The following is a 22,691-nucleotide window of genomic DNA, read 5'->3' on the forward strand; positions in this document are numbered from 1 at the left end:
CCCCTCGCATATATCGAATTATCCGCATCTGTATGAGGACGAGGGGCGGGCCACCTTGATCTTGATCAGGTAATGGGCTTTCCGGCGACGAGGGCCAGATTGTTGGCGGGCATTTCCACGATCTCGACCATTTCGAGCCCTGCGGACTGCATGAGGTCGATCATGTCGAAATCGTCCTTGTAGCCGATGGCGGGATCCTGGGCGACAAGCGCGGCGTGGAAATTCGCATCGCCCGTGCTGGTCAACTCGCCCGCCCGCATGAAGGGGCCATAGACCACAAATCGGCCGCCCGGTGCGAGCGCCTCGGCGGCTTCGCAGATCACGGTTTTGGTTTCGGGCATGTCGATCAGATGCAGCAGGTTGATCAGCACGATCAGGTCTTGCCCGCCCCATGCGCCGCCCCAGCCGGCTTCGGTCGCGTCGAGATGCGCTGCCGGGGCGACGTTCGGCAGCGACACGGCATAGGCATCGATGCTGGCGCGGCGGTCCGGCAAGATCTCCGTCGGCTGCCATTGAAGATCGGGAAAGCGCTCGGCAAAGGCGGCGACGTGCTGACCGGTTCCGCTGGCCAGTTCCAGCGCACGGCCTGCGCCAGGGGCAACGTGCGCCAGCAAGTCGCACAGGGGGCCGACATTGCGGCTCGCTGCCGGTGCGACGAGCTTTTGCCCCTCGGCCGGCGCCGCGACATTGGCGCTGGGCGGGAGTTTTCGCGGGCTCATCGCCGCAGCCTTTCGGGGCGCAGCGCGGCGACGGTCTCCGGCTCCAGTTCGGATGGCCGTCCGGCGACCAGATCCGCGACCAGGCGCGCCGCTGCGGGCGCGGTCTGAAACCCGTAGCCGCCCTGACCGGCACACCAGACGAAATCCGGCCGTGCCGGGTCGGGGCCGAGAACCAGGGACTTGTCCGGCGCAAAGCTGCGCAAACCGGCCCAGTTGGTTTCCACGCGGGTCACTGGTTCGGTCACCATCCGTTCGTAACGGTCCAGCCCTTCGGCCAGAACCATGTCGTCGGCATAGGCATCGTGCGGTTCGACGGGATCGGCTTCGGCGGGGGAAACCAGCAGTTTGCCTGCGTCAGGTTTGGCGTACCAGGTTTCGCCGACACCCAGCATCATCGGCCAGCCGGACACATCGTGGCCTCCCGGTGCAGGCAACCGCGCCATCGAGCGGCGATGCGGTACGATGCCGATTGGATCGACGCCTGCCAGAGCGGCGATCCGATCCGCCCAGGCGCCTGCCGCGTTGACGATGATCCGTGCCTCGTACAGATCTCCCGCCTCCACCCGCCAATGGCCGGTCTTGCGTATCGATGTCACGGGCTTTTGCGTCAGGACCGCCCCACCGCGCGATCGGATCTGCCGGGCGAAGTCCTGCAGCATCCTGTCGGTGTCGAAATCCTGCGCGTCTTCGTGATAAGCCGCAAATCCTACGGTGTCCCGGTTCAGGATGGGAACCATCCTCCGGGCCTCGTCGAGTTCCATCGGGGCCATGCCAAGCGCGCGCAGATCGGCCTCGAAGTCCGCCCGTTGATCCCGCCCCCCGACCAGCAGCAAGCCGCGCGGGCTCAGATACCCGCCATTCGCGGTCCGGTGAAATTCGGCGCTCGCGCGGCTGAGCGCGATGACCGGCGGCGGGCCGTAATTCTGCTCGAACAGCGCCGCGGACCGGCCCGAGGCATGATAGCCCAGCGCCGTTTCGGCTTCGAGGACCGTCACGGACCCGAGGTCCGACAGACAGGCCCCCGCGCTCAGCCCGGCGATGCCGCCGCCGATCACCAGAAAGTCGATCATGCCTGCTCCTCGGGCCGGATCATCTTGCCCAACAGCCCTTCCGAAGCACCGTCCGTGTAGATGTGCGCGGTATCGAAATGGCGGATGTCCGCGGCACGGCAGGCGTCATACATCGCCCGGCTCTGCGCCGCATCCGCGCGGCCGCCGAATTGCATGGTGCCAAAGGCGAAATCGCCGATGGGAGTTCCGTCGGGGCTGGTCAGGGTGCGAGTCATGCGCGGACCATGGCACGCGGACCGGACGGGAAAAAGAGCCAAAATCAGGCGCACCGGCAGCTTGCAACCCGGTCGGCCCGCGGCCCATAGTGCCAATGACGCGGAAAACGGGGGACAGGACGTGGAAAGCCAGAGCATTCATCCCATGGCGACGGCGCATCTGCCGGGCTACATGCCCGGGCCGGATGGCAGCGATCCATTATTCGTCGGCGTGGCGGTTTTCACCATCGGCTTGATCGTCCTGATCGGTGCGCTCTACTTCACGCTGCACGCGCTGCCGGAGCGCATGGCGCATCACGGCAACCACACGCAGTTTCAGGTGATCGGAATCCTGGCCCTGCTGGCGCTGTTCACGCACAACAACATCTTCTGGATCGCCGCCTTGCTGATCGCGGCCTTCCGGATGCCCGACTTCCTGTCGCCGCTGCAATCCATGGCGTCATCGCTGTCCGGCATCCTCAGCCGCATTCCCGGCGGCGATGTCGCAAAGAGGGAACCTTCGCCGCAACCCGAGGCGCCGGAGGTCCAACGCGATGTTTGAACTGCTGATCTGCTCGCTGGTCACGATCCTGCCGGACTACCTCTACCGCCGGTATCGCCAGGGAAAGCGCTGGGGGCACGAAATCACCTTCTTTTCGATGTGGTACGAGCTGCGTCACGGCATCACGCTCTGTGCGGTCCTGACCATATCCCTGATCACGCTCGTGTTTTTCTACCACCCCTCGGCGACCAGCGTGCGATCCTTCTTTCGCACGGTGACGATCCTGCCCGAAACCGGTGGGCGGGTTACGGAGGTCTTGGTCGAGAACAACCAGCAGGTCGAGGCCGGCGCCTTGCTGTTCCGCCTGGACGATTCGAGCCAGCGCGCGGCCGTAGAGACCGCCGAGCGGCAGGTCGAGGAAGTCGCCGCCTCGCTGGTCGTGGCGCAGGCGGATCTGGCCGCGGCCATCGGCTCGGTGGACCAGGCCGAAGCGTCGCTCGAACAGGCCAGGGACGATCTGGCCCGTCAGAACGAGCTTCTGGCGCGGGGCTCCAGCGCCGTGCGGGTGAGCGAGGTCGAGCGGCTGGAAAACCTTGTGGACAGCCGCGAGGGCCAGTTGGCCGCGGCCCAGGCGCATCAGCAAGCGGTCGAGCAGAACATCAAGGTGCTGATCCCCGCGCAGCAGGCCAGCGCCGAGGCCGCGCTGGAACAGGCCCAGGCGGAATTGGACAAGACGTCCGTCTATGCCGGTGTGTCCGGCACGATCGAACAGTTCGGCCTGCAGGTCGGGGACTATATCAACCCGATCCTGCGGCCGGCGGGCATTCTGGTGCCGCGGGAGTTCACCGATCGCCACCGATATGTCGCGGGGTTCGACCAGATCAGCGCCAGCGTGATCAAGCCGGGCATGTACGCCGAAATGGCCTGTCTGGCCAAACCCTTCACCGTCATTCCGATGGTGGTCGTGGGCATTCAGGACGTGGTGCCGTCGGGCCAGATCCGCCCCTCGGACCAACTGGTCGATCCACAGGACAACACCCGCCCCGGCACGCTGACGGTGTTCATGGAGCCGGTCTATTCCGGACAGGCCGACGGCATTCCGGCCGGGGCCAACTGCATGGCCAATGCCTATACCAACAACCACGACATCCTGCATGACGAGGATCTGAGCACCGGCAGATGGCTGTTCCTGCACGTGGTGGACACGGTGGGTCTGGTGCACGCGATCCTGTTGCGGATCCAGGTTCTGCTGCTGCCGGTCAAGACCCTGGTTCTGAGCGGCGGGCACTGACCGGACTGCTGCGCAAAGAAAAGGGGCCGCCCAGAAAAGGCGGCCCCCAAAAGGCTGCGTATCAATCCGGCTTATTGCGGAATGTCGCCTTCCAGCCCTTCGACATAGAAGTTCATGCCCAACAGCGTGGCGTCATCGGCCACTTCACCCTCGGCCAGCCAGTCGCTGCCGTCCTGCTTCTTCAGTGGACCGGTGAAGGGATGGTATTCGCCTGCGGCCATGGCGGCTTTCAGAGCCAGCGCCTCTTCCTTGACGTCTGCGGGGACAGCGTCGGAAATCTCGCCGATTGCGACCATGCCTTCCTTGATACCATGCCAGGTGTCGCTGGTTTCCCATGTGCCATCCATGACAGCCTGGGTGCGCGCGATGTAGTAGGGTGCCCAGTCATCGATGATTGACGAGACACGCGGGAACGGAGCGTATTCGCTCATGTCCGAGGCCTGACCAAAGGTCACGACGTTGCCCGCCTCCTGCGCGGCGGCCTGCGGCGCGGTCGAGTCGGTGTGCTGCAGGATCACGTCGGCGCCCTGTTCGATCAGCACCGTGGCGGCGTCCGCCTCCTTGGCGGGATCGAACCAGGTGTAGGCCCAGACGATCTTGAACTCGACATCCGGGTTGACCTTCTTGGCATGGATATAGGCCGAGTTGATGCCCCGGATCACTTCGGGGATCGGGTAGGATCCGATATAGCCGATGATGTTCGATTTGGTCATCTTGCCCGCGATGTGCCCCTGCACCGCGCGGCCCTCATAGAAGCGGGCCGAATAGACCGACACGTTCGGCGCGGTCTTGTAGCCGGTCGCGTGCTCGAACTTCACGTTCGGGAATTTCTTGGCCACGTTGATGGTCGGGTCCATGTAGCCGAACGAGGTGGTGAAGATCAGGTCCGCCCCGTCCAGGGCCATCTGGGTCATGACGCGCTCGGCGTCCGGGCCTTCGGGCACGGACTCCACGAACACCGTTTCGACCTTGTCGCCAAAGTGCTCTTCGACGGCCAGGCGGCCCTTGTTGTGCTCATAGGTCCAGCCGCCATCGCCGACCGGGCCGACATAGACAAAACCGACCTTGGTCTTGTCCTGAGCGGCTGCGCCGGTCGCGAGACCGATCGCCACCGCGGCCGAGGCGAGAAGTGAGGTGAATTTCATCAGGTTATACTCCCCAAGTTGGTACAGTTTTTCCTCTCTTAGTGAGAGGCGTGGAAAATACGGCCGAGCGAGGCAGGCGCCCTGCTCTTGTCGGCCGACAGGATCACGAGAACAAGGATCGTGATGATATAGGGCGACATTGCCAGATACTCGACAGGAATGGCAACGCCTGCCGCCTGCAGATTCAGCTGCACGACCGTGACGCCGCCGAACAGATAGGCGCCCAGCAGGGCCCGCCAGGGCTTCCAGCTGGCAAAGACCACCAGCGCCAGGGCGATCCAGCCGACACCGGCCGTCATGCCCTCGGTCCACTGCGGCACGCGGATCAGGCTGATATAGGCTCCGCCCAGACCGGCGCAGGCCCCGCCGAACATGATCGCCAGAATGCGGATCTTGATGACCTTGTAGCCCAGCGCGTGCGCGGCATCGTGGTTTTCGCCCACCGCGCGCAGGACCAGACCGGCACGGGTGTATTTGAGCACGGCCCACACGGCGGCGGTCAACGCGATGCCGAGATAAAGTATCGGGTCGTGCTGGAACAGGATCGGTCCGATCACGGGGACATCGCTCAGCCCCGGAATGTGAATCTCACTCATGTCCGGGGGCTTGATGCCGACATAGTTCTGCCCCAGCAGGGCGCTCAGGCCGAGGCCGAAGAGGGTCAGGGCCAGACCGCTCGCAACCTGGTTGGCCAGCGCCACCTGCGTCAGCAGAACGAACAGCAGCGACAGCAGCGCACCGCCGATCGCCGACGCCAGGAAGCCGAGCCAGGGTGAGCCGCTTTCGACCGAGATGGCGAAGCCGCTGATCGCACCGACGATCATCATGCCTTCGACGCCCAGGTTCAGGACACCGGCCTTTTCCACGACGAGTTCGCCGATCGCGGCCAGCAGGAGCGGGGTTGCGGCAACCATCAGAGAGGCCACCAGCAGGACGGGATTGATTTCGGAAAGGTCCATGGCTCAGGCCACCTCCTTGCTGGCGAAACGGATGCGGTAGTTGGTCAGAAGATCGAAGGCCAGCAGGAAGAACAGCAGCATCCCCTGGAACACCTGGATGGCGGCGGCGGGCAGGCCCAGCTGCGATTGTGCGATTTCGCCGCCGATATAGGTCAGCGCCATCAGCGCGCCCGCCAGCAGGATGCCGACCGGGTGCAGCCGCCCCAGGAATGCCACGATGATCGCGGTAAAGCCGTAGCCGACGTTGAAGTCGATGCTCACGACGCCCGATGGGCCGGACACTTCGAACATGCCCGCAAGCCCGGCCAGGGCGCCCGAAAGGCCCAGGCAGAACAGGATCAGCCGCGCCGGGTTCACGCCGGCGAATTTGGCCGCGCGCGGCGCCTCGCCGGTCAGGCGGATGTGAAAGCCCAGCATGTGCCGGTTCAGCAGGACATAGGCAAAGATGACGGCGACAAAGGCCGCGACCACGCCCCAATGCATGCCGCTGCCGGTGATCAGTTCGGCATTGTGCGCGCTGGCATAGGATTGCAGGTTGCGCGAGCCGGGAAATCCGAACCCTTCCGGGTTCTTCAGCAGGCCCAGCGAAACCGACGCGAGGAACTGTTCGGCCACGTAGACCAGCATCAGCGACACGAGGATTTCGTTGGTTCCGAAGCGCACTTTCAGCAGGGCCGGGATCATCGCCCAGGCCCAACCGCCCAGCGCGCCCGCGATCACCATGATCGGAAAGATGTAGAACGCTTCGAGCGGATAGAAGGCCAGACCGGCCCCCGCGCCGCAGATCGCGCCCATGATGTACTGGCCCTCGGCCCCGATGTTCCAGATGCCGGCGCGAAAGCCCAGCGACAGGCCGATGGCGATCAGCACCAGCGGGGCGCCTTTGACCAGCAGCTGAGGCCGGTAGTAGAACGAGAACTCGCCGAACAGAGGCTCCCAGAAGATCGTTCCGATCGCCTCCACCGGGTTCTTGCCCAGCACCGCGAACAGCAGTCCGCCGAAAACCATGGTGGCCAGCACCGCCACAAGCGGCGTCATCATCGACCACGCCTGTGACGGCTGTGGCCGTTTCTCCAGCACGATCATCCGCTCATCCCCCCGTCATCTTGTTGTTTCTGCAAATGCCTCTGCCCGAGGCACCTGGGTTTCGGCGCGACACGTCAGACATGCGCCACCTCCATTCCGTGGGCACCGCCCATCATCAGGCCGATCTCGTCCACCGTCAGGCCCGCGGTCGGGCGCGGCGCGCTCAGGCGGCCTTCGTTCAAGGCCGCGAAGCTGTCCGAGATTTCCATCAGCTCGTCGAGATCCTGGCTGATGCAGACCACCGCCGCGCCCTTGGCGGCGAGGTCCAGAATGGCCTGCCGGATCGCCGCGGCGGCCGCCGCATCGACGCCCCAGGTCGGCTGGTTGACCACCAGAACCTCCGGGTTCTGCATCACCTCGCGGCCGATGACGAATTTCTGCAGGTTGCCCCCGGACAGCGACCGCGCCGCATTGTCGGGGCCAGGCGTGCGCACATCGAACGCCTTGATGATCTGTTCCGCGAAACTCCGCGTTTCGGCCCATTTCAGGAATCCGTTGTGCTCCAGCCGTTCCCGCACCGAGCCGGTCAGCAGAGCGTTTTCGGTCAGGCTCATGTCCGGGGCCGCGGCATGACCCAGACGCTCTTCCGGCGCGGTGAGCAGACCCAGCCTGCGCCGGGCGGTCGGGCCGAGCCTACCGATCGGTTGACCGGCCATCTTGACCGCGTCGGCGGCGGTCAGGATTTCGCCCGACAGAACGCCAAGCAATTCGTCCTGGCCGTTGCCGGCCACGCCGCCGATGCCCAGAACCTCGCCCTTGCGCACGGTCAGGTGCACGTTCTTGAGGGCCGTCCCGAATTCCGACGGCGACGGCACCGAAAGCCCGCTGATGTCGAGCGCAACCTCACCGAAGTCGCGCCCCGACCGTTCGGGCGTCTGCAGGGTCGAACCGACCATCAGCTCGGCCATCTCGCGCGCCGACGTGTCGCGCGGCACGCATTCGCCCACATTCTTGCCCAGCCGCAGGATCGTGGCGTGATCGCACAAGGTGCGGATTTCTTCGAGCTTGTGGGAGATGTAGAGGATCGAGGTGCCCTCGGACCGCAGTTTCTGCAGCGTTTCGAACAGGATTTCGACCTCCTGCGGGGTCAGAACCGAGGTCGGCTCATCCATGATCAGCAGCTTGGGATCCTGCAGCAGGCAACGGATGATCTCGACCCGCTGGCGTTCGCCCGCGGACAGGTCGCCAACCGTGCGGTACGGGTCCAGCGGCAGGCCGTAGGTTTCCGACACTTCGCGGATGCGCGAAGCCAGATCGCCCATCGCCGGCGGGTTCTCCATGCCCAGCGCGATGTTTTCGGCCACGTTCAGGGCGTCGAACAGCGAGAAATGCTGGAACACCATCGCGATCCCGTCGGCGCGCGCCGCGCGCGGCTCGGGCGGGGCATAGGGCTGGCCGCGCAACAGCATGGTGCCGCTGTCGGGCTTGACCAGACCGTAGATCATCTTGACCAGCGTGGATTTGCCGGCGCCGTTTTCGCCCAGCAGCGCATGAACCTCGCCCTCGCCGATGTCAAAGGACACGTTGTCGTTGGCCACGACGCCGGGATAGGCCTTGGTCAGCCCTTGCAGGCTCAGAAGTGGGGTGGTCACGCGCTCAGATCCTTCTTCTGTTCGGTTTGCCGGGCAGGGCGCAGCAACTGGGCAGCGACGCCGACCGCGATCATTTGCGGATGCTTGCCTAGGGCCGGATCGCCGATCGGGCAGGTGATGCGGCCGATCCGCTCGGGCGCATGCCCCAATGCCCTGAGCCGGGACCGGAACCGCGCCCATTTGGTAGCCGAACCGATGAGCCCCGCAAAGCGGAAATCGTGCAAAAGCAGCCGGTTGCACAGTTCGAGATCCAGATTGTGCGAATAGGTCAGGACCAGATGCTCGGCCTCGACCGGGGCATGCCGCACCAGTTCGGCGGGCTTCGCGGCCGGCACGACCGTCACGCCTGCCGGAACCACGCTCGGGAAGCGTTCGGGGCCGGTATCGATCCAGGTGATCGCGACCTCGGGCAAGGGCGACAGAACATCCACGAGCGCACGGCCCACATGACCGGCCCCCCAGATCCAAAGCGCGCGCGCCGGCTTGTGGACCGGCTCCACCATCCAGCCTTCGACCAGTTGCGGCTCGGGCAGATCGCCCTGGCCGCGCGCCCGCGCCAGGATGCGCTTCACCGACAGCGGCATGTCTCCGCCGGCAACGGGCCGGGCGATGACCGTGTCATCCAGTTCATTGACGGTGTCCCGGTCGTGGACCTCGCTGAACAGAGTCACCGCCCCGCCGCAGCATTGGCCCAGATCGGGGCCAAGCGCATGCTGGCTGAGACGGGCGGGCGCGGTCTGGCATCGCGCAGCCTCGGCCGCCTGATATTCCAGCGTGCCGCCGCCGATGGTGCCCGATTGCCCGTCTTGCCAGACCAGCATGGCGGCACCGACCTCGCGGGGGGACGACCCCTTGATGGACGCGATGACGACGCGCACCACGCGCCCATGCGCCTCGACCGCCGCCTTCAATTCTTCCCGGTCAAACCCCATCGCGGACCCTCCGTATCGCGCGCCAGACCTCTTCGGCCGTGGCCGGAGCGTTCAGCGCGGGATAGGCGTCGCCACAGGCCGCCACCGCGTTCGACAGCGCCAGCCAGGCGGAAATGCCCAGCATGAAGGGCGGTTCGCCCACCGCTTTCGAACGATAGATCGTGTCCTCGCGGTTCTCGCCGCTCCAGAGCGCGACGTTGAACACATCGGGCCGGTCCGAGCAGGCGGGGATCTTGTAGGTCGAAGGCGCATGGGTGGTCAGCCGCCCCTTGCCGTCCCAGACCAGCTCCTCGGTGGTCAGCCAACCCGCGCCCTGAACGTAACCGCCCTCCACCTGACCGATATCCAGCGCCGGGTTCAGCGACGCGCCCGCGTCATGAAGGATGTCGGTGCGCAGGATGCGGTTTTCGCCGGTCAGCGTGTCCACGGCCACTTCGGTGACGGCGGCACCATAGGCGAAGTAGTAGAACGGTCGCCCACGGCCCTTTATCCGGTCCCATTCGATCTTTGGCGTCTTGTAGTATCCGGTCGAGGACAGGCTGACACGGCCCTGATAGGCCAGCGCCGCCGCTTCGGCAAAGCTGTAGCGCGCCTCGCCCACTTCCACGTGACCGTCGGCGAACCGCACCGATCCCGCATCGGCCTGATGCCGCTCGGCCAGGAATTCGGCCATGCGGTCGCGGATCGTGTCGCAGGCGGCCTTGACCGCCATTCCGTTCAGGTCGCTGCCCGACGACGCGGCGGTGGCCGAGGTGTTGGGCACCTTCGCGGTGTCGGTCGCGGTGATCTTGACGACATCCAGCGGGATGCCGAACCGGCTCGCCGCCACCTGCGCGACCTTCTGGAACAGGCCCTGACCCATCTCGGTGCCGCCATGGTTCAGATGCACCGAGCCGTCCTGATAGACATGCACCAGCGCGCCGGCCTGGTTGAGATGGGTGAGTGTGAACGAGATGCCGAATTTCACCGGCGAAAAGGCGATGCCCTTCTTGACGACCCGGTTTTCGGCGTTCCAGCGGTCCACGGCGGCCTTGCGCGCGGCGTAGTCGCAGGAGTCCAGCAGCGCCTGGGTCATTTCGTGCAGTTCGAAATCGGTCACTTCCATGCCGTAGGGCGTGGTGTTGCCGCCTTTGGGGAGGGGGCGGACCTTGGGTGCGGATGCCACCTGTTCCACCCTGCCCAGGCTGGTCAGATCCTCATGCGGATCGACATGGCCCAGCGGGCGCTCGGGCAAGGACGGCGGATCCAGTTGCGGGGCGTGGGCCGCCGCATAGTAATTCCTCTGCCGCAACACGACCGGGTCGAGGCCCAGCACATGCGCGGCGTGGTCCATCACCCGCTCGATGCCGACCATGCCCTGCGGCCCGCCGAACCCGCGATAGGCCGTGGCCGATTGCGTGTTGGTCTTGAGCCGGTGGCTTTCGATCCGGGCATTGGGCAAGAGATAGGCGTTGTCCGAATGCAGCATCGCCCGGTCGGCGACAGGCAAGGACAAGTCCTGCGCCCAGCCGCAGATGGCGTAATGCTTGAACGACACGCCCTGAAGGTGTCCGTCCTTGTCGAAACCGGCGCGATACGCGATGCGAAAGGCGTGACGCTTGCCGGTGATCACCATGTCGTCGTCGCGATCATAGCGCATCTTGCATGTCCGGCCCGTGGCCCGGGCCGCGACGGCGCAGGCCACGGCGAGCGCGTTGCCCTGGCTTTCCTTGCCGCCGAAGGCCCCGCCCATCCGGCGGGTTTCGACCCGCACGGCGTGCATCGGAACGCCCAGGGCGTCCGCGACCTTGTGCTGGATCTCGGTCGGATGCTGGGTCGAGGACTGCACCAGCATGTCGCCGCCTTCCTGCGGCGCCGCCAGCGCGGCCTGACCTTCGAGATAGAAATGCTCCTGCCCGCCGATCTCGAACGTGTCCTCGATCACCACCTCGGACCCGGCGATGGCGGCGTCGGCGTCGCCCTTGGCATAGATGCGCGGACCTTCCTCGAAGCGGCTGTCGGCGGCCAGCGCCTCTTCGACGGTCAGGATCGGAGTTTCCTCGGCATAGTCGATCCGGCCCAGCCGCGCCGCCTTGCGCGCCGCGAGATGGCTGGTCGCGATGACCAGAAACACCGGTTGGCCGACGTAGTTCACGGTTCCGTCCGACAGAAGCGGCTCGTCATGGATCGACGGGGAAACGTCGTTGGCAAAGGGCAGATCGGCGGCGGTCATCACCTTGACGACGCCTTCGGCGGCCTCGACCTCGGACAGGTCCATCGCGGTGATCCGGCCCTTGGCGATCGGGCTGAGGCCAAAGGCCAGGTGCAGCGTTCCCTTGGGCGTGGGAATGTCATCGACATATCGTGCCGCGCCGGAAACGTGCAGCGGGGCGGCATCGTGGGGCAGGGGTCTTGCGATGCTCATGCCGTCACCTCCAAAACGTTGGTGATCTCGCCCTGATCCTCAAGATAATACCGCTCCAGCATCGCCCTGGCGGTCTCCTGCCGGTACGCGGCCGAGGCGCGCATGTCGGTCAGGGGCGTGAAGTCGCCGTCGAATCCGGCAAGGGCCGCGCGGACCGTTTCCAACGTCCAGGGCCTGCCGTTCAGCGCCGCCTCGACCGTCGCGGCCCGTTTTGGTATGCCGGCCATGCCGCCAAAGGCGATCCGCGCCTCGGCTACCGCGCCGTTCTCGACGACGATGTTGAAACAGCCGCAGACGGCGGAAATGTCCTGATCGAACCGCTTGCTCAGCTTGTAGCATTTCAGCCGGTCGGGTTGCCGCGGAAAGCTGACGGCTTCGACGAATTCGCCCGGCGCGCGGTCCTGCTTGCCGTAGTCGAGGAAGAACGCCTCCAGCGGCATCGACCGGCGCATGTCGCCCTTGCGCAGATGCAGCACCGCCCCCAGCGCGATGAGCGCGGGCGGGTTGTCGCCGATGGGCGAACCGTTGGCGATGTTGCCCCCGACGGTCGCGGCGTGGCGGACCTGAACGCTGGCATAGCGGCGGATCATCTCGGCATAGGACGGATGCAGGTCGGCCATGGCCGCGCCCATCCGGTTCATGTCCACCATCGCGCCGATGCGCACCGCGTCATCGGTGATGTCGATGGCTTTCAGGTCGTCGCAACCGTTCAGAAAGATCACCGGGTCCAGATCGCGCAGCTGTTTCGTGACCCAGAGCCCCACATCGGTCGCGCCGGCCACGAGCGTGGCGTCGGGATGCGCCGCATAGACCTCGGCCAACTCGTCCGAGGACCGCGGCAAGAAGGGCGAGGCGGAGTCCACCGGTTCGGGGGCGTCCTTGACCCAGACCGGAACCGGCTGGTCTTCGACGGCCTGGGCCGCGCGGATGATCGGCGCGTAACCGGTGCACCGGCACAGGTTGCCGGCCAGTTGCGTGTCGTGATCGGTCGCGCCATTCGCGTGGCTCGCCACCATCGACATCACGAACCCGGGCGTGCAGAACCCGCATTGCGATCCGTGATGTTCGACCATGGCCTGCTGTACGGGATGCAACTGCCCGTCCGGACCGCCGACCCCTTCCACCGTGCGCACCGCCTTGCCGTGAAGCTGCGGAAGGAACAGGATGCAGGAATTGAGCGCCTTGGCCTCGCCGTCTTCCGTCACCATGACGGTGCAGGCGCCGCAATCGCCTTCGTTGCAGCCTTCCTTGGTGCCGGTCAGCCCCCGCTCGTCGCGAAGCCAGTCCAGCAGCGTTGTGGTCGGCGCGACATCCGCCAGCTCCACAGTCTCTCCGTTCAGAAGAAACGTGATCTCCATTCGTGAAACCAGTCGCCTTACCCCGTTGGGCCCTCAGTGCTCTCCTTCGATGCGACGTAGAAAGAGGAGCGGGCTTTCTTGACGGAAAGGTTAGAAACACAGGGCGCGATCTGGCAAGAAAAACTGCGTCTCGGAGTCAGCTTTGCACCGGTTTCGGTCGGCTGCCACTTGACCCGAATTGCATTAAGGTCATGAATCTTCGGTTTTTTTGCCGCAGAGGGAAAAAGCGCATCCGAAGCACCTTCAAAAAAACGCGAAAAGTGATCGGGCATTGATTTGCGTTTCGGTGCGCCGAATACCGCTTTCGCGCACCCCGCCGCTCGGCTAGCTTTTGGGCATGAGCAGTGCCCCGCGATTCATCCATCTCCGCGTACATACCGAGTATTCCCTGCTGGAAGGCGCCGTGCGGCTCAAGAAGCTGCCGGACCTTTGCGAAAGGATGCAGATGCCGGCCGTCGCCGTGACGGACACCAACAACATGTTCGCCGCGCTCGAGTTCTCGGTGGTGGCCAGCGGCGCCGGCATCCAGCCGATCATCGGCTGCCAGGTCGATCTCGCCTATATGCGCGAAGAGCCCGGCGAAAAGCCCAGGGCGCCCGCGCCCATCGTCCTGTTGGCGCAGAACGAAACCGGCTACGAGAATCTGATGCGGCTCAACACCTGCCTCTATGTGGACAAGGGCGGGCAGGTGCCGCAGGTGACACTGGACGAGCTGGAAACCTTTTCCGAGGGGCTGATCTGCCTGACCGGCGGTCCGGACGGTCCGGTCGGGCGGTTGCTGCGGCAAGGGCAGCGTCCCGCGGCCGAGGCGCTGGTGGATCGGCTGGCGGCGATCTATCCGGAGCGGCTCTATGTCGAATTGCAGCGCCATCCGGGCGAGAACGGCCTGCCCGAAGCGGAACGGCTGACCGAACAGGGCCATGTGGAGATGGCCTATGCCAGGAACCTGCCGCTGGTGGCCACGAACGATGTCTATTTTCCCACCCCGGACATGTACGAGGCGCACGACGCGCTGATCTGCATCTCTGAAGGCGCCTATGTGGACCAGCAGGAGGGCCGCCGCCGTCTGACCGCCCAGCACTATTTCAAGACGCCGCAGGAAATGGCGACGCTGTTCGCCGATCTGCCGGAAGCCATCGAGAACACGGTGGAAATCGCGCAACGCTGTGCCTTCATGGCCTGCAGGCGCGACCCGATCCTGCCGAGATTCGCCGAAGACGAGGTCGAGGAACTGCGCCGGCAGGCCAACGAAGGCCTGCAGCAACGTCTGGCGGTCATCCCCCACGCGGTGACGCCCGAGGAATACCAGAAGCGGCTGGATTTCGAGCTGGACATCATCGAAAGCATGGGATTTCCAGGTTATTTCCTGATCGTCGCGGACTTCATCAAATGGGCCAAGGAACACGACATCCCGGTGGGGCCGGGGCGCGGTTCGGGGGCCGGCAGCCTCGTGGCCTATGCGCTGACCATCACCGATCTTGACCCGCTGCGCTACAGCCTGCTGTTCGAACGCTTCCTGAACCCCGAGCGGGTGTCGATGCCGGATTTCGACATCGACTTCTGCATGGACCGCCGCGAAGAGGTGATCCGCTATGTTCAGGAAAAATACGGTCGCGACAAGGTGGGTCAGATCATCACCTTCGGTGCGCTTCTGTCCAAGGCCGCCGTGCGCGACATCGGCCGCGTGCTGCAGATGCCCTACGGCCAGGTGGACCGCCTGTCCAAGATGATTCCGGTCGAAGGCGTCAAGCCGGTCTCGATCGAAAAGGCCCTGAAGGACGAACCGCGCCTGCGCGAAGCGGCCCGCGAAGAGGAGGTGGTGGACCGTCTGCTCACCTATGGCCAGCAGGTCGAAGGGCTGCTGCGCAACGCCTCGACCCACGCGGCGGGCGTGGTGATCGGCGACCGCCCGCTCGACAGGCTGGTGCCGCTCTATCAGGATCCGCGCTCCGAGATGCCGGCGACCCAGTTCAACATGAAATGGGTCGAACAGGCGGGGCTGGTGAAGTTCGATTTTCTGGGCCTCAAGACGCTGACCGTCATTCAGAACGCGGTCGATCTGATCCGCAGATCGGGCCGCGACCTGCACGTGGCGGCGGATGGCACGCAACTCTACGATCCGCCCGACGGCGCGGAGAACGAGATCAACGCGATCCCGCTGGACGACGAAGCCACCTACAAGCTCTATTCGGCCGCGCAGACCGTGGCGGTGTTCCAGGTGGAAAGCTCGGGCATGATGGACGCGCTCAAGCGCATGAAACCCACCTGCATCGAAGACATCGTGGCGCTGGTGGCGCTCTACCGCCCCGGCCCGATGGAGAACATCCCGACCTATTGCGAGGTCAAGAACGGCCAGCGCGAGCGGCAGTCGGTGCATCCGCTGATCGACCACATCCTTGAAGAGACCCAGGGCATCATCGTGTATCAGGAGCAGGTGATGCAGATCGCGCAGGTCATGGCGGGCTACTCCTTGGGCGGCGCCGACCTGCTGCGCCGCGCCATGGGCAAGAAGATCAAGGAGGCGATGGACGCCGAGCGCCCGAAATTCGAGAAAGGGGCCGCGGAAAACGGCGTTTCGCCGGAAAAGGCGAAAGAGGTCTTCGACCTGCTCGAAAAATTCGCCAATTACGGCTTCAACAAGTCCCACGCGGCGGCCTATGCGGTGGTCAGCTATCAGACCGCGTGGCTCAAGGCGAACCACCCGGTCGAGTTCATGGCAGGCGTCATGAACTGCGACATCCATCTGACCGAAAAGCTGGCGGTCTATTTCGAGGAGGTGCGCAAGGGGCTGGCATTGCCCTATGTGCCGCCTTGCGTGAACCGGTCGCAGGCCACCTTCGACGTGGTCGAAGGCAAACTGGTCTACGCGCTGGGCGCGTTGAAGAACGTGGGCGTCGAGGCGATGAGGCTGGTGGTGGACGCCCGCGGCGACAAGCCGTTCGTCAATCTCTTCGACTTCGCCCGCCGGGTCGATCTGAAACGGGTCGGCAAGCGGCCGCTGGAGATGCTGGCGCGGGCCGGGGCATTTGACGAGCTCGACCAGAACCGCCGCCGCGTGTTCGAAAGCCTTGAGGCGCTGGTGCAGTATTCGGCCGCGGTTCACGAGCAGAAGAACTCGAACCAGGTGTCGTTGTTCGGCGAGGCCGGAGATGACCTGCCCGAACCGCGCCTGGCGCCGACGCCCGACTGGCTGCCTGCGGAACGGTTGAGCGAGGAATTCAAGGCCATCGGATTCTACCTGTCGGGTCATCCTCTGGACGACTACAAGCTGGCGCTGAAACGCAAGCAGGTTCTGACGCTGGAAGACGTGACGGACAAGGCCCGTTCTGGGCCGTTGATCGCCAAGATGGCGGGGGTCGTCGCCGGACGGCAGGAGCGGAAGTCGGCGCGCGGAAACCGGTTCGCCTTTGTGCAACTCTCCGATCCGACCGGGGCCTACGAGGTCACGCTGTTTTCTGAAACGCTGGAAAAAAGCCGCGACTTTCTGGAAACCGGCGCCCAGGTCGTCCTGACCGCCGAAGCGACGATGGAGGCGGATCAGCTCAAGCTGCTCGCGCGGTCGGTCGCTCCGATCGACAGCGCGGTGGCCGAGGTCGGGGCCATCGGCCTGCGCGTGTTCGTCGCGGCGGCCGAGGCGGTGCCGACCGTGGCCAAGGTGCTGCAAGACGCCGCCGACGTCGCGCGCGGTGCGAACAAGGGGCCGATCCAGTTCTGCCTGCTGGACCCGGAACTGCCCGGCGATGTCGAAATGGATCTGGGGCAGGAATTTCCCGTCAACCCGCAGATCAAGGGCGCCATCAAATCTCTGGAAGGGGTGCTGGACGTGGAAGAGATATAGGCAGAAGCGGGAGCTTGTGTTTCAGGTACGTAGGAGGGTGGAAGGATTGAGTCCTATTACTTATTTGGCCAACTCTCAGTCAGCGCTTTGTTATTCGTACTTATTGGCCCAGCAATAACTCAACTGCGGAGAGCGCCAAAAATACAGTTCCCCCAAAGATCAAAAACCAACTCAAAGGCTTGACCAAACGAAGCGCAATCCAACGCACCGTTTTTTTGGGGCTCCCGCTAAGATAATCAACATACTGTCGGTTGGAGTGGTACCAAGGAAACTGCTCTACTGATTGCAATTTTTGGGGATCATTCGTCATGTAGTCTGCCAATACCACCCAGAAGCGAATAAGCAGTCCGAGGCCCACAACTCCAGCGGCTGACAAAGCGGTTTCTCCGACTGAGGGTAAATCTAGCGCTTCCCAAAGCAGAGACATCTGTTGCCCTTTCCACCAAAACCCGCGTGCAAAATATTCTTTGCTGCTGCGAAGTAAGTACACTTCGGCCAGTGCGCCGCAACGAATAATCAAAAATCGTCAGCAAAGTCCCGCACTGCCGACAACTGACCCGAATCCGGCCACGCTCCACCAACGCCGTTTCTTTCCGACGATGCCGGTTCGGCCTCCCAAAAAAGTTGTACAAATCGGACACACCCGCCCTCCGTCCCTGTACAAAACGGAAGAAACGCCGCCCGGCCTCAGTAATGCGGCGGGCGCTCGTCGCCGAATACGATGCCGCCCGAACCTTCCTGTTCCCGTTCCGCCTCGCGCCGCATCAACAGGTCCACACGGCGGGTCAGCCGGTCGATCTCGTCCTGCTGGCGCGCGACGACGGCGCTCATGTCATCGAGCGCTTTCGACAAGTGGGCGATCTGTTCTTCGAGATGTTGCATGGGCCATTCCCCGGGCTGGTTCGGTGCCGGTGATACAGGCGCAACGTCACGCTTGCCAGCCCGATCCGTGCAGACGACGCTGGAGGGCGGGAGGAATCCATGACCGTCTTGATCGAAACGTCCGAAGGACTCACCACCGTCACCATAAACCGCCCCGACGCCCGCAACGCGGTCGATCCGGACACGGCCCGGGCGCTCTATGACGCGTTCTTGGCCTTTGAGGCGGACGATACGCAACAGGTGGCGATCCTGACGGGGGCCGAGGGGTCTTTCTGCGCCGGTTTCGACCTCAAGGCGGCCGGGTCTGGCGGGGCGGACCGCTGGATCGGGTCGCTGGACATTCCCGAGGACTGGACCGATCCCGCCGCCCTCCCCCTGCCGGGTCCGATGGGGCCGTCGCGGCTCATGCTGTCCAAACCGGTGATCGCCGCCATCGAGGGCCATGCGGTGGCGGGCGGCATGGAACTGGCGGCGTGGTGCGACCTGCGCGTGATGGCGCAGGGGGCCGTGACCGGCGTCTTCTGTCGCCGCTGGGGGGTTCCCCTGATCGATGGCGGCACCGTGCGGCTGCCACGCATCCTCGGGCAGGGGCGCGCGCATGACCTGATTCTCACCGGACGCCCGGTCGCGACGGACGAGGCGCTGGCGATGGGGTTTGCGAACCGCACCTGCGCGCAAGGAAAGGCCCTGGAAACCGCGCGGGATCTGGCCCGCGATCTCTTCCGCTTTCCGCAGGCGTGCCTGCGGGCGGACCATCTGTCGGCGCGAATGCCGCCCGCCGATCTGGCCGCCGCGCTGCGCCGCGAGTGGCGGTCTCTGGCCAGCTTTTCCGCCGAGGGCCGCGCCGGAGCCGCGAGGTTTGCGGCAGGCAAGGGCCGGTCGGGCGATTTTTCCGAGATCTGACGCGCGTGGCCCGCATCGCTGCGGCCGCGCATCGCCTTGCCCCGGCCGGGACCATCGGCTAGACCGCGCGCGGAACGGACAAATCCGCAAGGACACCCCAATGGCCAAGCCCAAGAAACAGCCCCGCCCCAAGGCGATCACGCCGAAAGGGTTTCGCGACTATTTCGGCTCGGAAGTCACGCAGCGCGACGAGATGCTGCGGACCATTGCGGGCGTCTACCATCGCTACGGGTTCGACGCGCTGGAATCGAGTGCCGTCGAGACCGTCGAGGCGCTGGGCAAGTTCCTTCCGGATGTGGACCGGCCCAACGAAGGCGTCTTTGCCTGGCAGGAATTCGACGAGGACGGCAAGGGCGACTGGATGGCGCTGCGCTATGACCTGACCGCGCCGCTGGCGCGGGTCTACGCCCAGCACCGCAACGACCTGCCCACGCCCTATCGCCGCTATGCGATGGGTCCGGTCTGGCGCAACGAAAAGCCGGGGCCGGGGCGGTATCGCCAGTTCTATCAATGTGATGCCGACACTGTTGGCACGGCCTCGATGGCCGCCGACGCTGAAATCTGCGCGCTGCTGGCCGATACGCTGGAAGCGGTGGGCATTCCGCGCGGGGATTACGTGGTCCGGGTGAACAATCGCAAGGTTCTGAATGGGGTGCTGGAGACAATGGGCCTTGCCGACGAGGAGCAGCGCGCCGCGGTGCTGCGGACCATCGACAAGTTCGACAAGGTCGGCGAGGCGGGTGTCCGCGAATTGCTGGGAAAAGGACGCCTGGACTCCTCGGGGGCCTATATCGATGGCGTCGGCCTGAGCGGCGGTCAGGCGGAACCGGTGATCGCGTTTCTGACTTCCAGGGCATCGGATGCGGGTAAGACGCTGGCAAATCTCAGAAAGGCGGTTGGTGACAGCAGGATAGGAGCCGACGGCGTCGACGAGTTGGAACGGATCGGAGCGTTGTTGAATGCAGGCGGCTACGGCCCCGACCGCATCGTCATCGACCCCTCCGTTGTCCGCGGTCTCGGCTATTACACCGGTCCGGTCTACGAGGCCGAGCTGACCTTTGAAATCCTCGACGAAAAGGGCCGCAAGAGGCAATTCGGCTCGGTCGCGGGCGGCGGGCGATATGACGATCTGGTCAAGCGGTTCACCGGGCAGGAAGTGCCGGCCACCGGGGTTTCCATCGGGGTGGACCGCCTGTTGGCGGCGCTGCGCGAAAAGGGCCGGATTCAGGCGGTGGAACACGGGCCGGTCGTCGTGACCGTCATGGACCGCGACCGCATGGCCGACTATCAGGCGATGGTGGCCGAGCTGCGCAATGCGGGCATCCGGGCCGAGGTCTATCTGGGCAATCCAAAGAATTTCGGCAACCAGTTGAAATATGCCGACAAGCGCAACTCGCCCGTCGCGGTGATCGAGGGCGGCGACGAAAAGGCCAAGGGCGTCGTGCAGATCAAGGATCTGATCCTGGGCGCCCGGATTGCCGAAAGCGCCACGCTGGAGGAGTGGAAGGAACGCCCCAGCCAGTTCGAGGTGCCGCGCGGCGATCTGGTGGCCAAGGTGCGCGAGATCTTGGACGGGCAGGGCTGATGCAGAACCGTGCGCGTACGCTGGACCTGGCGGCCCGATTGCGCAGGCATTTCGAAGATGCCGGGGCCGAGCCGGTGGAAACGCCGATCCTGCAACCGGCCGAAACCCTGCTGGACCTTTATGGCGAGGACATTCGCGGACGGGCCTATGTCACCTCGGATGCGCTGCGCGGGGAACAGATGCTGCGACCCGACTTCACGGTACCGGTGGTGCAGAAACACATGGCGGATGGCGCGGAACCGGCGCGCTATACCTATGCGGGCGAGGTGTTTCGGCGGCAGGAACACGACCCGGACCGCGCCAACGAGTATATCCAGGTTGGGTATGAGGTGTTCGACCGCAACAATCCCGCCGACGCCGATGCCGAGGTCTTTGCGCTGATCTTTCGGGCGCTTGAGGGATTGGACCTGCGGGCGGCGACGGGCGATATCGGTATCCTCATGGCGGCGGTGCGCGGTCTGCAGACCACCGAACGGCGCAAGGCGGCGCTGATGCGCCACATCTGGCGGCCACGCAGGTTTCGCGCCTTGCTCGACAGGTTTTCCGGCCGCGCCAAGGTGCCGCCGGCCCGCGCGGCGCTGCTGGCAGCGGCAGAACCGCCCGCCACCGAGGCGCCGTTTCTCGGCAAACGCAGCGCCGCGGAAATCGCCGACCGGATCGAGGCCCTGCGCCAAGATGCGGCGGCCGACCCGATCTCGGAGACCGAGATGGCCGGTCTGGACACGCTGCTGTCGGTGCGCGAAACGATGCCCTTTGCCCTGGAGCATCTGCGGGACGTGGCGGTGGACCTGCCGCAGATTACCCAGGCCATCGACCGGCTGGAGGCCCGTGTCGAGGCGCTGAAGGCGCGCGGCATCGACGTGTCGGCGCTTGATTTCGAAGCGTCCTACGGGCGCACGTCGATGGAGTACTATGACGGCTTCGTGTTCGGCTTCTACGCCGAACGCCGTCCCGACCTGCCGCCGATCGCGACGGGCGGGCGCTACGATGCGCTGACCCGGCGTCTGGGCGGGGGAGCGGAGATCCCGGCCGTCGGCGGGGTGCTGCGCCCGGATCTGATGATCGAGATCGGGGAGGCGGCGCGATGAGCCTAAAGCTGGGTGTGCCCTCCAAGGGGCGGTTGATGGAAAAGTCCTTTTCCTGGTTTGCCAAGCGCGGCATCACCCTGTCGCGATCCGGGGCGGATCGCGAATATGCAGGACAGGTGGAGGGCATCGAGAACGTCTCGCTGGTCCTGTTGTCGGCGGGCGAGATTCCGCGCGAACTGGCCGCAGGGCGCATTCATCTGGGCGTCACCGGCACCGATCTTGTTCACGAAAAACTGCCGCGCTGGGAACAGCAGGTCGAAGAAGTCGAAGGTCTGGGCTTTGGTCAGGCGGATCTTGTCATCGCGGTGCCGGCCTGCTGGGTGGATGTCGATACGCTGGACGATCTGGACGCGGTGTCAGCCGTCTTCCGGGTGCGGCATGGGCACAGGCTGCGGATCGCGACCAAGTACCACCGACTGGTGCGCGAATTCCTGACAGGTTCCGGTGTCGCGGATTTCGCCCTGGTGGACAGCCAGGGGGCGACCGAGGGCACCGTCAAGAACGAAACCGCCGAGGCGATCGCCGACATCACCTCGACGGGCGAGACCTTGCGGGCCAATCACCTCAAGATTCTCGGCGACGGGCTGATCCTGCGGTCGCAGGCGACGCTGTGGCGCAGCCGGACGGCGGCCTATTCCAATGCGCAAAGGCAGACGCTGGACGAAGTGATCGCGCGGTTGCGCTAGGGTCCGGTCAGAGCACGCCGATTTCGGCAAGTGCCCGGTTCAGGTCGTCGGGCAGGGCGTCGTCCTGAACCCGCCCCTTGGGCAGGTCGGGCGGCGTGTCCTCGGGCTTGAGGTACCGCCAGCCCTGAAACGGGCGTTTCTGGGCGCGCTGTGTGCGGTGGATCTCGGGGTCCAGCACGATGGCGCACCGGCGGATGCCGTCCTGTCCCGTCACCTCGTCGAGCCGCAGGATCCGCTGGCGGCATTGCACCAGCCCCTTGATCACCCAATAGATCGATCCGCCGCCCAGAATCTCGGCCTCGCGCTTGGGCCACATCCGCGTGACGTGGCGCGGCAGGCCGTCCTCGAACCGCTTGCGGTGGCCGTCCTGCCAGTCCCGCAGGCTGTCCACGCTTTCAGATCCGACGCTCAGCTTGATCAGATTGACGAACTTATCCACAGACTCGGCTCCGTTCTT

At 65.0% G+C, this 22,691-nt stretch carries 19 protein-coding genes and 1 pseudogene; 7 read left to right on the forward strand and 13 right to left on the reverse strand.

Annotated elements, in window-relative coordinates; all coding sequences use genetic code 11:
• Window positions 1-65: 65 nt before the first annotated feature.
• The 3 genes and pseudogenes from AC2FNJ_RS14120 to AC2FNJ_RS14130 all read right to left on the reverse strand — a co-directional run.
• Window positions 66-719 (reverse strand): DUF938 domain-containing protein, encoded by a 654-nt coding sequence (locus AC2FNJ_RS14120; RefSeq protein ID WP_496765092.1) that lies wholly within the window; start codon window positions 717-719, stop codon window positions 66-68.
• Window positions 716-1,789 (reverse strand): NAD(P)/FAD-dependent oxidoreductase, encoded by a 1,074-nt coding sequence (locus AC2FNJ_RS14125; RefSeq protein WP_496765094.1) that lies wholly within the window; start codon window positions 1,787-1,789, stop codon window positions 716-718. Before AC2FNJ_RS14125 ends, AC2FNJ_RS14120 begins: the two co-directional genes overlap by 4 nt.
• Window positions 1,790-1,797: 8 nt before the next feature.
• Window positions 1,798-2,004 (reverse strand): annotated as a pseudogene (locus AC2FNJ_RS14130) (aldo/keto reductase); the annotation flags it as partial.
• 121 nt (window positions 2,005-2,125) lie between these two features.
• Between AC2FNJ_RS14130 and AC2FNJ_RS14135 the strand changes: the two are divergent.
• Together AC2FNJ_RS14135 and AC2FNJ_RS14140 are read left to right on the forward strand one after the other, a co-directional pair.
• Entirely contained in the window at window positions 2,126-2,545 is a 420-nt protein-coding gene (locus tag AC2FNJ_RS14135; RefSeq protein WP_496765096.1) for a hypothetical protein, read from the forward strand.
• Window positions 2,538-3,776: an HlyD family secretion protein gene (locus AC2FNJ_RS14140; RefSeq protein WP_496765097.1), complete on the forward strand. Its 1,239-nt coding sequence runs from the start codon at window positions 2,538-2,540 to the stop codon at window positions 3,774-3,776. The genes AC2FNJ_RS14135 and AC2FNJ_RS14140 overlap by 8 nt, the downstream gene beginning before the upstream one ends.
• Window positions 3,777-3,847: 71 nt before the next feature.
• On the opposite strand, the gene AC2FNJ_RS14145 is transcribed toward AC2FNJ_RS14140, so the two are convergent.
• The 7 genes from AC2FNJ_RS14145 to xdhA form a co-directional block, all read right to left on the reverse strand.
• Window positions 3,848-4,921 (reverse strand): BMP family ABC transporter substrate-binding protein, encoded by a 1,074-nt coding sequence (locus tag AC2FNJ_RS14145; protein WP_496765099.1) that lies wholly within the window; start codon window positions 4,919-4,921, stop codon window positions 3,848-3,850.
• Between the two features lie 38 nt (window positions 4,922-4,959).
• Window positions 4,960-5,880 carry an ABC transporter permease gene (locus tag AC2FNJ_RS14150; RefSeq protein ID WP_496765101.1) on the reverse strand — a complete coding sequence of 307 codons (921 nt, stop codon included), beginning with the start codon at window positions 5,878-5,880 and terminating at the stop codon, window positions 4,960-4,962.
• Between the two features lie 3 nt (window positions 5,881-5,883).
• Window positions 5,884-6,966, reverse strand: a complete 1,083-nt coding sequence (locus AC2FNJ_RS14155; protein ID WP_496765103.1) for an ABC transporter permease — start codon at window positions 6,964-6,966, stop codon at window positions 5,884-5,886.
• A gap of 74 nt (window positions 6,967-7,040) precedes the next feature.
• On the reverse strand, window positions 7,041-8,558 hold the full coding sequence (locus AC2FNJ_RS14160; RefSeq protein WP_496765104.1) for an ABC transporter ATP-binding protein: 1,518 nt from the start codon (window positions 8,556-8,558) through the stop codon (window positions 7,041-7,043).
• Entirely contained in the window at window positions 8,555-9,490 is a 936-nt protein-coding gene (gene xdhC, locus AC2FNJ_RS14165) for a xanthine dehydrogenase accessory protein XdhC (protein ID WP_496765106.1), read from the reverse strand. Before xdhC ends, AC2FNJ_RS14160 begins: the two co-directional genes overlap by 4 nt.
• Window positions 9,480-11,894 carry a xanthine dehydrogenase molybdopterin binding subunit gene (gene xdhB / locus AC2FNJ_RS14170; RefSeq protein ID WP_496765107.1) on the reverse strand — a complete coding sequence of 805 codons (2,415 nt, stop codon included), beginning with the start codon at window positions 11,892-11,894 and terminating at the stop codon, window positions 9,480-9,482. The genes xdhC and xdhB overlap by 11 nt, the downstream gene beginning before the upstream one ends.
• The gene (xdhA, locus tag AC2FNJ_RS14175; RefSeq protein WP_496765109.1) at window positions 11,891-13,252 is read right to left on the reverse strand and encodes a xanthine dehydrogenase small subunit; all 1,362 of its coding nucleotides are present in this window, start codon (window positions 13,250-13,252) and stop codon (window positions 11,891-11,893) included. Before xdhA ends, xdhB begins: the two co-directional genes overlap by 4 nt.
• Window positions 13,253-13,589: 337 nt before the next feature.
• Between xdhA and dnaE the strand changes: the two genes are divergently transcribed.
• Window positions 13,590-17,090, forward strand: coding sequence for a DNA polymerase III subunit alpha (gene dnaE / locus AC2FNJ_RS14180; RefSeq protein ID WP_496765110.1), 3,501 nt, complete (start codon window positions 13,590-13,592; stop codon window positions 17,088-17,090).
• 100 nt (window positions 17,091-17,190) lie between these two features.
• On the opposite strand, the gene AC2FNJ_RS14185 is transcribed toward dnaE, so the two are convergent.
• Both AC2FNJ_RS14185 and AC2FNJ_RS14190 read right to left on the reverse strand, forming a co-directional pair.
• Window positions 17,191-17,517 (reverse strand): hypothetical protein, encoded by a 327-nt coding sequence (locus AC2FNJ_RS14185; protein WP_496765111.1) that lies wholly within the window; start codon window positions 17,515-17,517, stop codon window positions 17,191-17,193.
• Between the two features lie 260 nt (window positions 17,518-17,777).
• A complete protein-coding gene (locus AC2FNJ_RS14190) occupies window positions 17,778-17,972 on the reverse strand; it encodes a SlyX family protein (RefSeq protein ID WP_496765112.1) in 195 nt (64 codons plus the stop codon).
• Window positions 17,973-18,071: 99 nt separating this feature from the next.
• Between AC2FNJ_RS14190 and AC2FNJ_RS14195 the strand changes: the two genes are divergently transcribed.
• The 4 genes from AC2FNJ_RS14195 (at window position 18,072) to hisG (ending at window position 22,234) form a co-directional block, all read left to right on the forward strand.
• Window positions 18,072-18,875, forward strand: a complete 804-nt coding sequence (locus AC2FNJ_RS14195) for a crotonase/enoyl-CoA hydratase family protein (RefSeq protein ID WP_496765113.1) — start codon at window positions 18,072-18,074, stop codon at window positions 18,873-18,875.
• A gap of 100 nt (window positions 18,876-18,975) precedes the next feature.
• Window positions 18,976-20,460, forward strand: coding sequence for a histidine--tRNA ligase (hisS, locus tag AC2FNJ_RS14200; protein WP_496765114.1), 1,485 nt, complete (start codon window positions 18,976-18,978; stop codon window positions 20,458-20,460).
• Window positions 20,460-21,548 (forward strand): ATP phosphoribosyltransferase regulatory subunit, encoded by a 1,089-nt coding sequence (locus tag AC2FNJ_RS14205; protein WP_496765115.1) that lies wholly within the window; start codon window positions 20,460-20,462, stop codon window positions 21,546-21,548. The genes hisS and AC2FNJ_RS14205 overlap by 1 nt, the downstream gene beginning before the upstream one ends.
• The gene (hisG, locus tag AC2FNJ_RS14210) at window positions 21,545-22,234 is read left to right on the forward strand and encodes an ATP phosphoribosyltransferase (RefSeq protein WP_496765116.1); all 690 of its coding nucleotides are present in this window, start codon (window positions 21,545-21,547) and stop codon (window positions 22,232-22,234) included. The genes AC2FNJ_RS14205 and hisG overlap by 4 nt, the downstream gene beginning before the upstream one ends.
• Before the next feature lie 7 nt (window positions 22,235-22,241).
• Here hisG and AC2FNJ_RS14215 read toward each other — a convergent pair whose 3' ends face one another.
• Window positions 22,242-22,673: a DUF1489 family protein gene (locus AC2FNJ_RS14215; RefSeq protein ID WP_496765117.1), complete on the reverse strand. Its 432-nt coding sequence runs from the start codon at window positions 22,671-22,673 to the stop codon at window positions 22,242-22,244.
• Window positions 22,674-22,691 lie beyond the last annotated feature (18 nt).

This window comes from Ruegeria sp. BHSB196, assembly GCF_059613135.1.

Coding starts and splice junctions, on each gene's coding strand:
- AC2FNJ_RS14120 (WP_496765092.1), bottom strand. CDS start 719: ATGAGCCCGCGAAAACTCCCGCCCAGCGCCAATGTCGCGGCGCCGGCC.
- AC2FNJ_RS14125 (WP_496765094.1), bottom strand. CDS start 1,789: ATGATCGACTTTCTGGTGATCGGCGGCGGCATCGCCGGGCTGAGCGCG.
- AC2FNJ_RS14140 (WP_496765097.1), top strand. CDS start 2,538: ATGTTTGAACTGCTGATCTGCTCGCTGGTCACGATCCTGCCGGACTAC.
- AC2FNJ_RS14145 (WP_496765099.1), bottom strand. CDS start 4,921: ATGAAATTCACCTCACTTCTCGCCTCGGCCGCGGTGGCGATCGGTCTC.
- AC2FNJ_RS14150 (WP_496765101.1), bottom strand. CDS start 5,880: ATGGACCTTTCCGAAATCAATCCCGTCCTGCTGGTGGCCTCTCTGATG.
- AC2FNJ_RS14155 (WP_496765103.1), bottom strand. CDS start 6,966: ATGATCGTGCTGGAGAAACGGCCACAGCCGTCACAGGCGTGGTCGATG.
- xdhC (WP_496765106.1), bottom strand. CDS start 9,490: ATGGGGTTTGACCGGGAAGAATTGAAGGCGGCGGTCGAGGCGCATGGG.
- xdhB (WP_496765107.1), bottom strand. CDS start 11,894: ATGAGCATCGCAAGACCCCTGCCCCACGATGCCGCCCCGCTGCACGTT.
- xdhA (WP_496765109.1), bottom strand. CDS start 13,252: ATGGAGATCACGTTTCTTCTGAACGGAGAGACTGTGGAGCTGGCGGAT.
- dnaE (WP_496765110.1), top strand. CDS start 13,590: ATGAGCAGTGCCCCGCGATTCATCCATCTCCGCGTACATACCGAGTAT.
- AC2FNJ_RS14185 (WP_496765111.1), bottom strand. CDS start 17,517: ATGTCTCTGCTTTGGGAAGCGCTAGATTTACCCTCAGTCGGAGAAACC.
- AC2FNJ_RS14190 (WP_496765112.1), bottom strand. CDS start 17,972: ATGCAACATCTCGAAGAACAGATCGCCCACTTGTCGAAAGCGCTCGAT.
- AC2FNJ_RS14195 (WP_496765113.1), top strand. CDS start 18,072: ATGACCGTCTTGATCGAAACGTCCGAAGGACTCACCACCGTCACCATA.
- hisS (WP_496765114.1), top strand. CDS start 18,976: ATGGCCAAGCCCAAGAAACAGCCCCGCCCCAAGGCGATCACGCCGAAA.
- AC2FNJ_RS14205 (WP_496765115.1), top strand. CDS start 20,460: ATGCAGAACCGTGCGCGTACGCTGGACCTGGCGGCCCGATTGCGCAGG.
- hisG (WP_496765116.1), top strand. CDS start 21,545: ATGAGCCTAAAGCTGGGTGTGCCCTCCAAGGGGCGGTTGATGGAAAAG.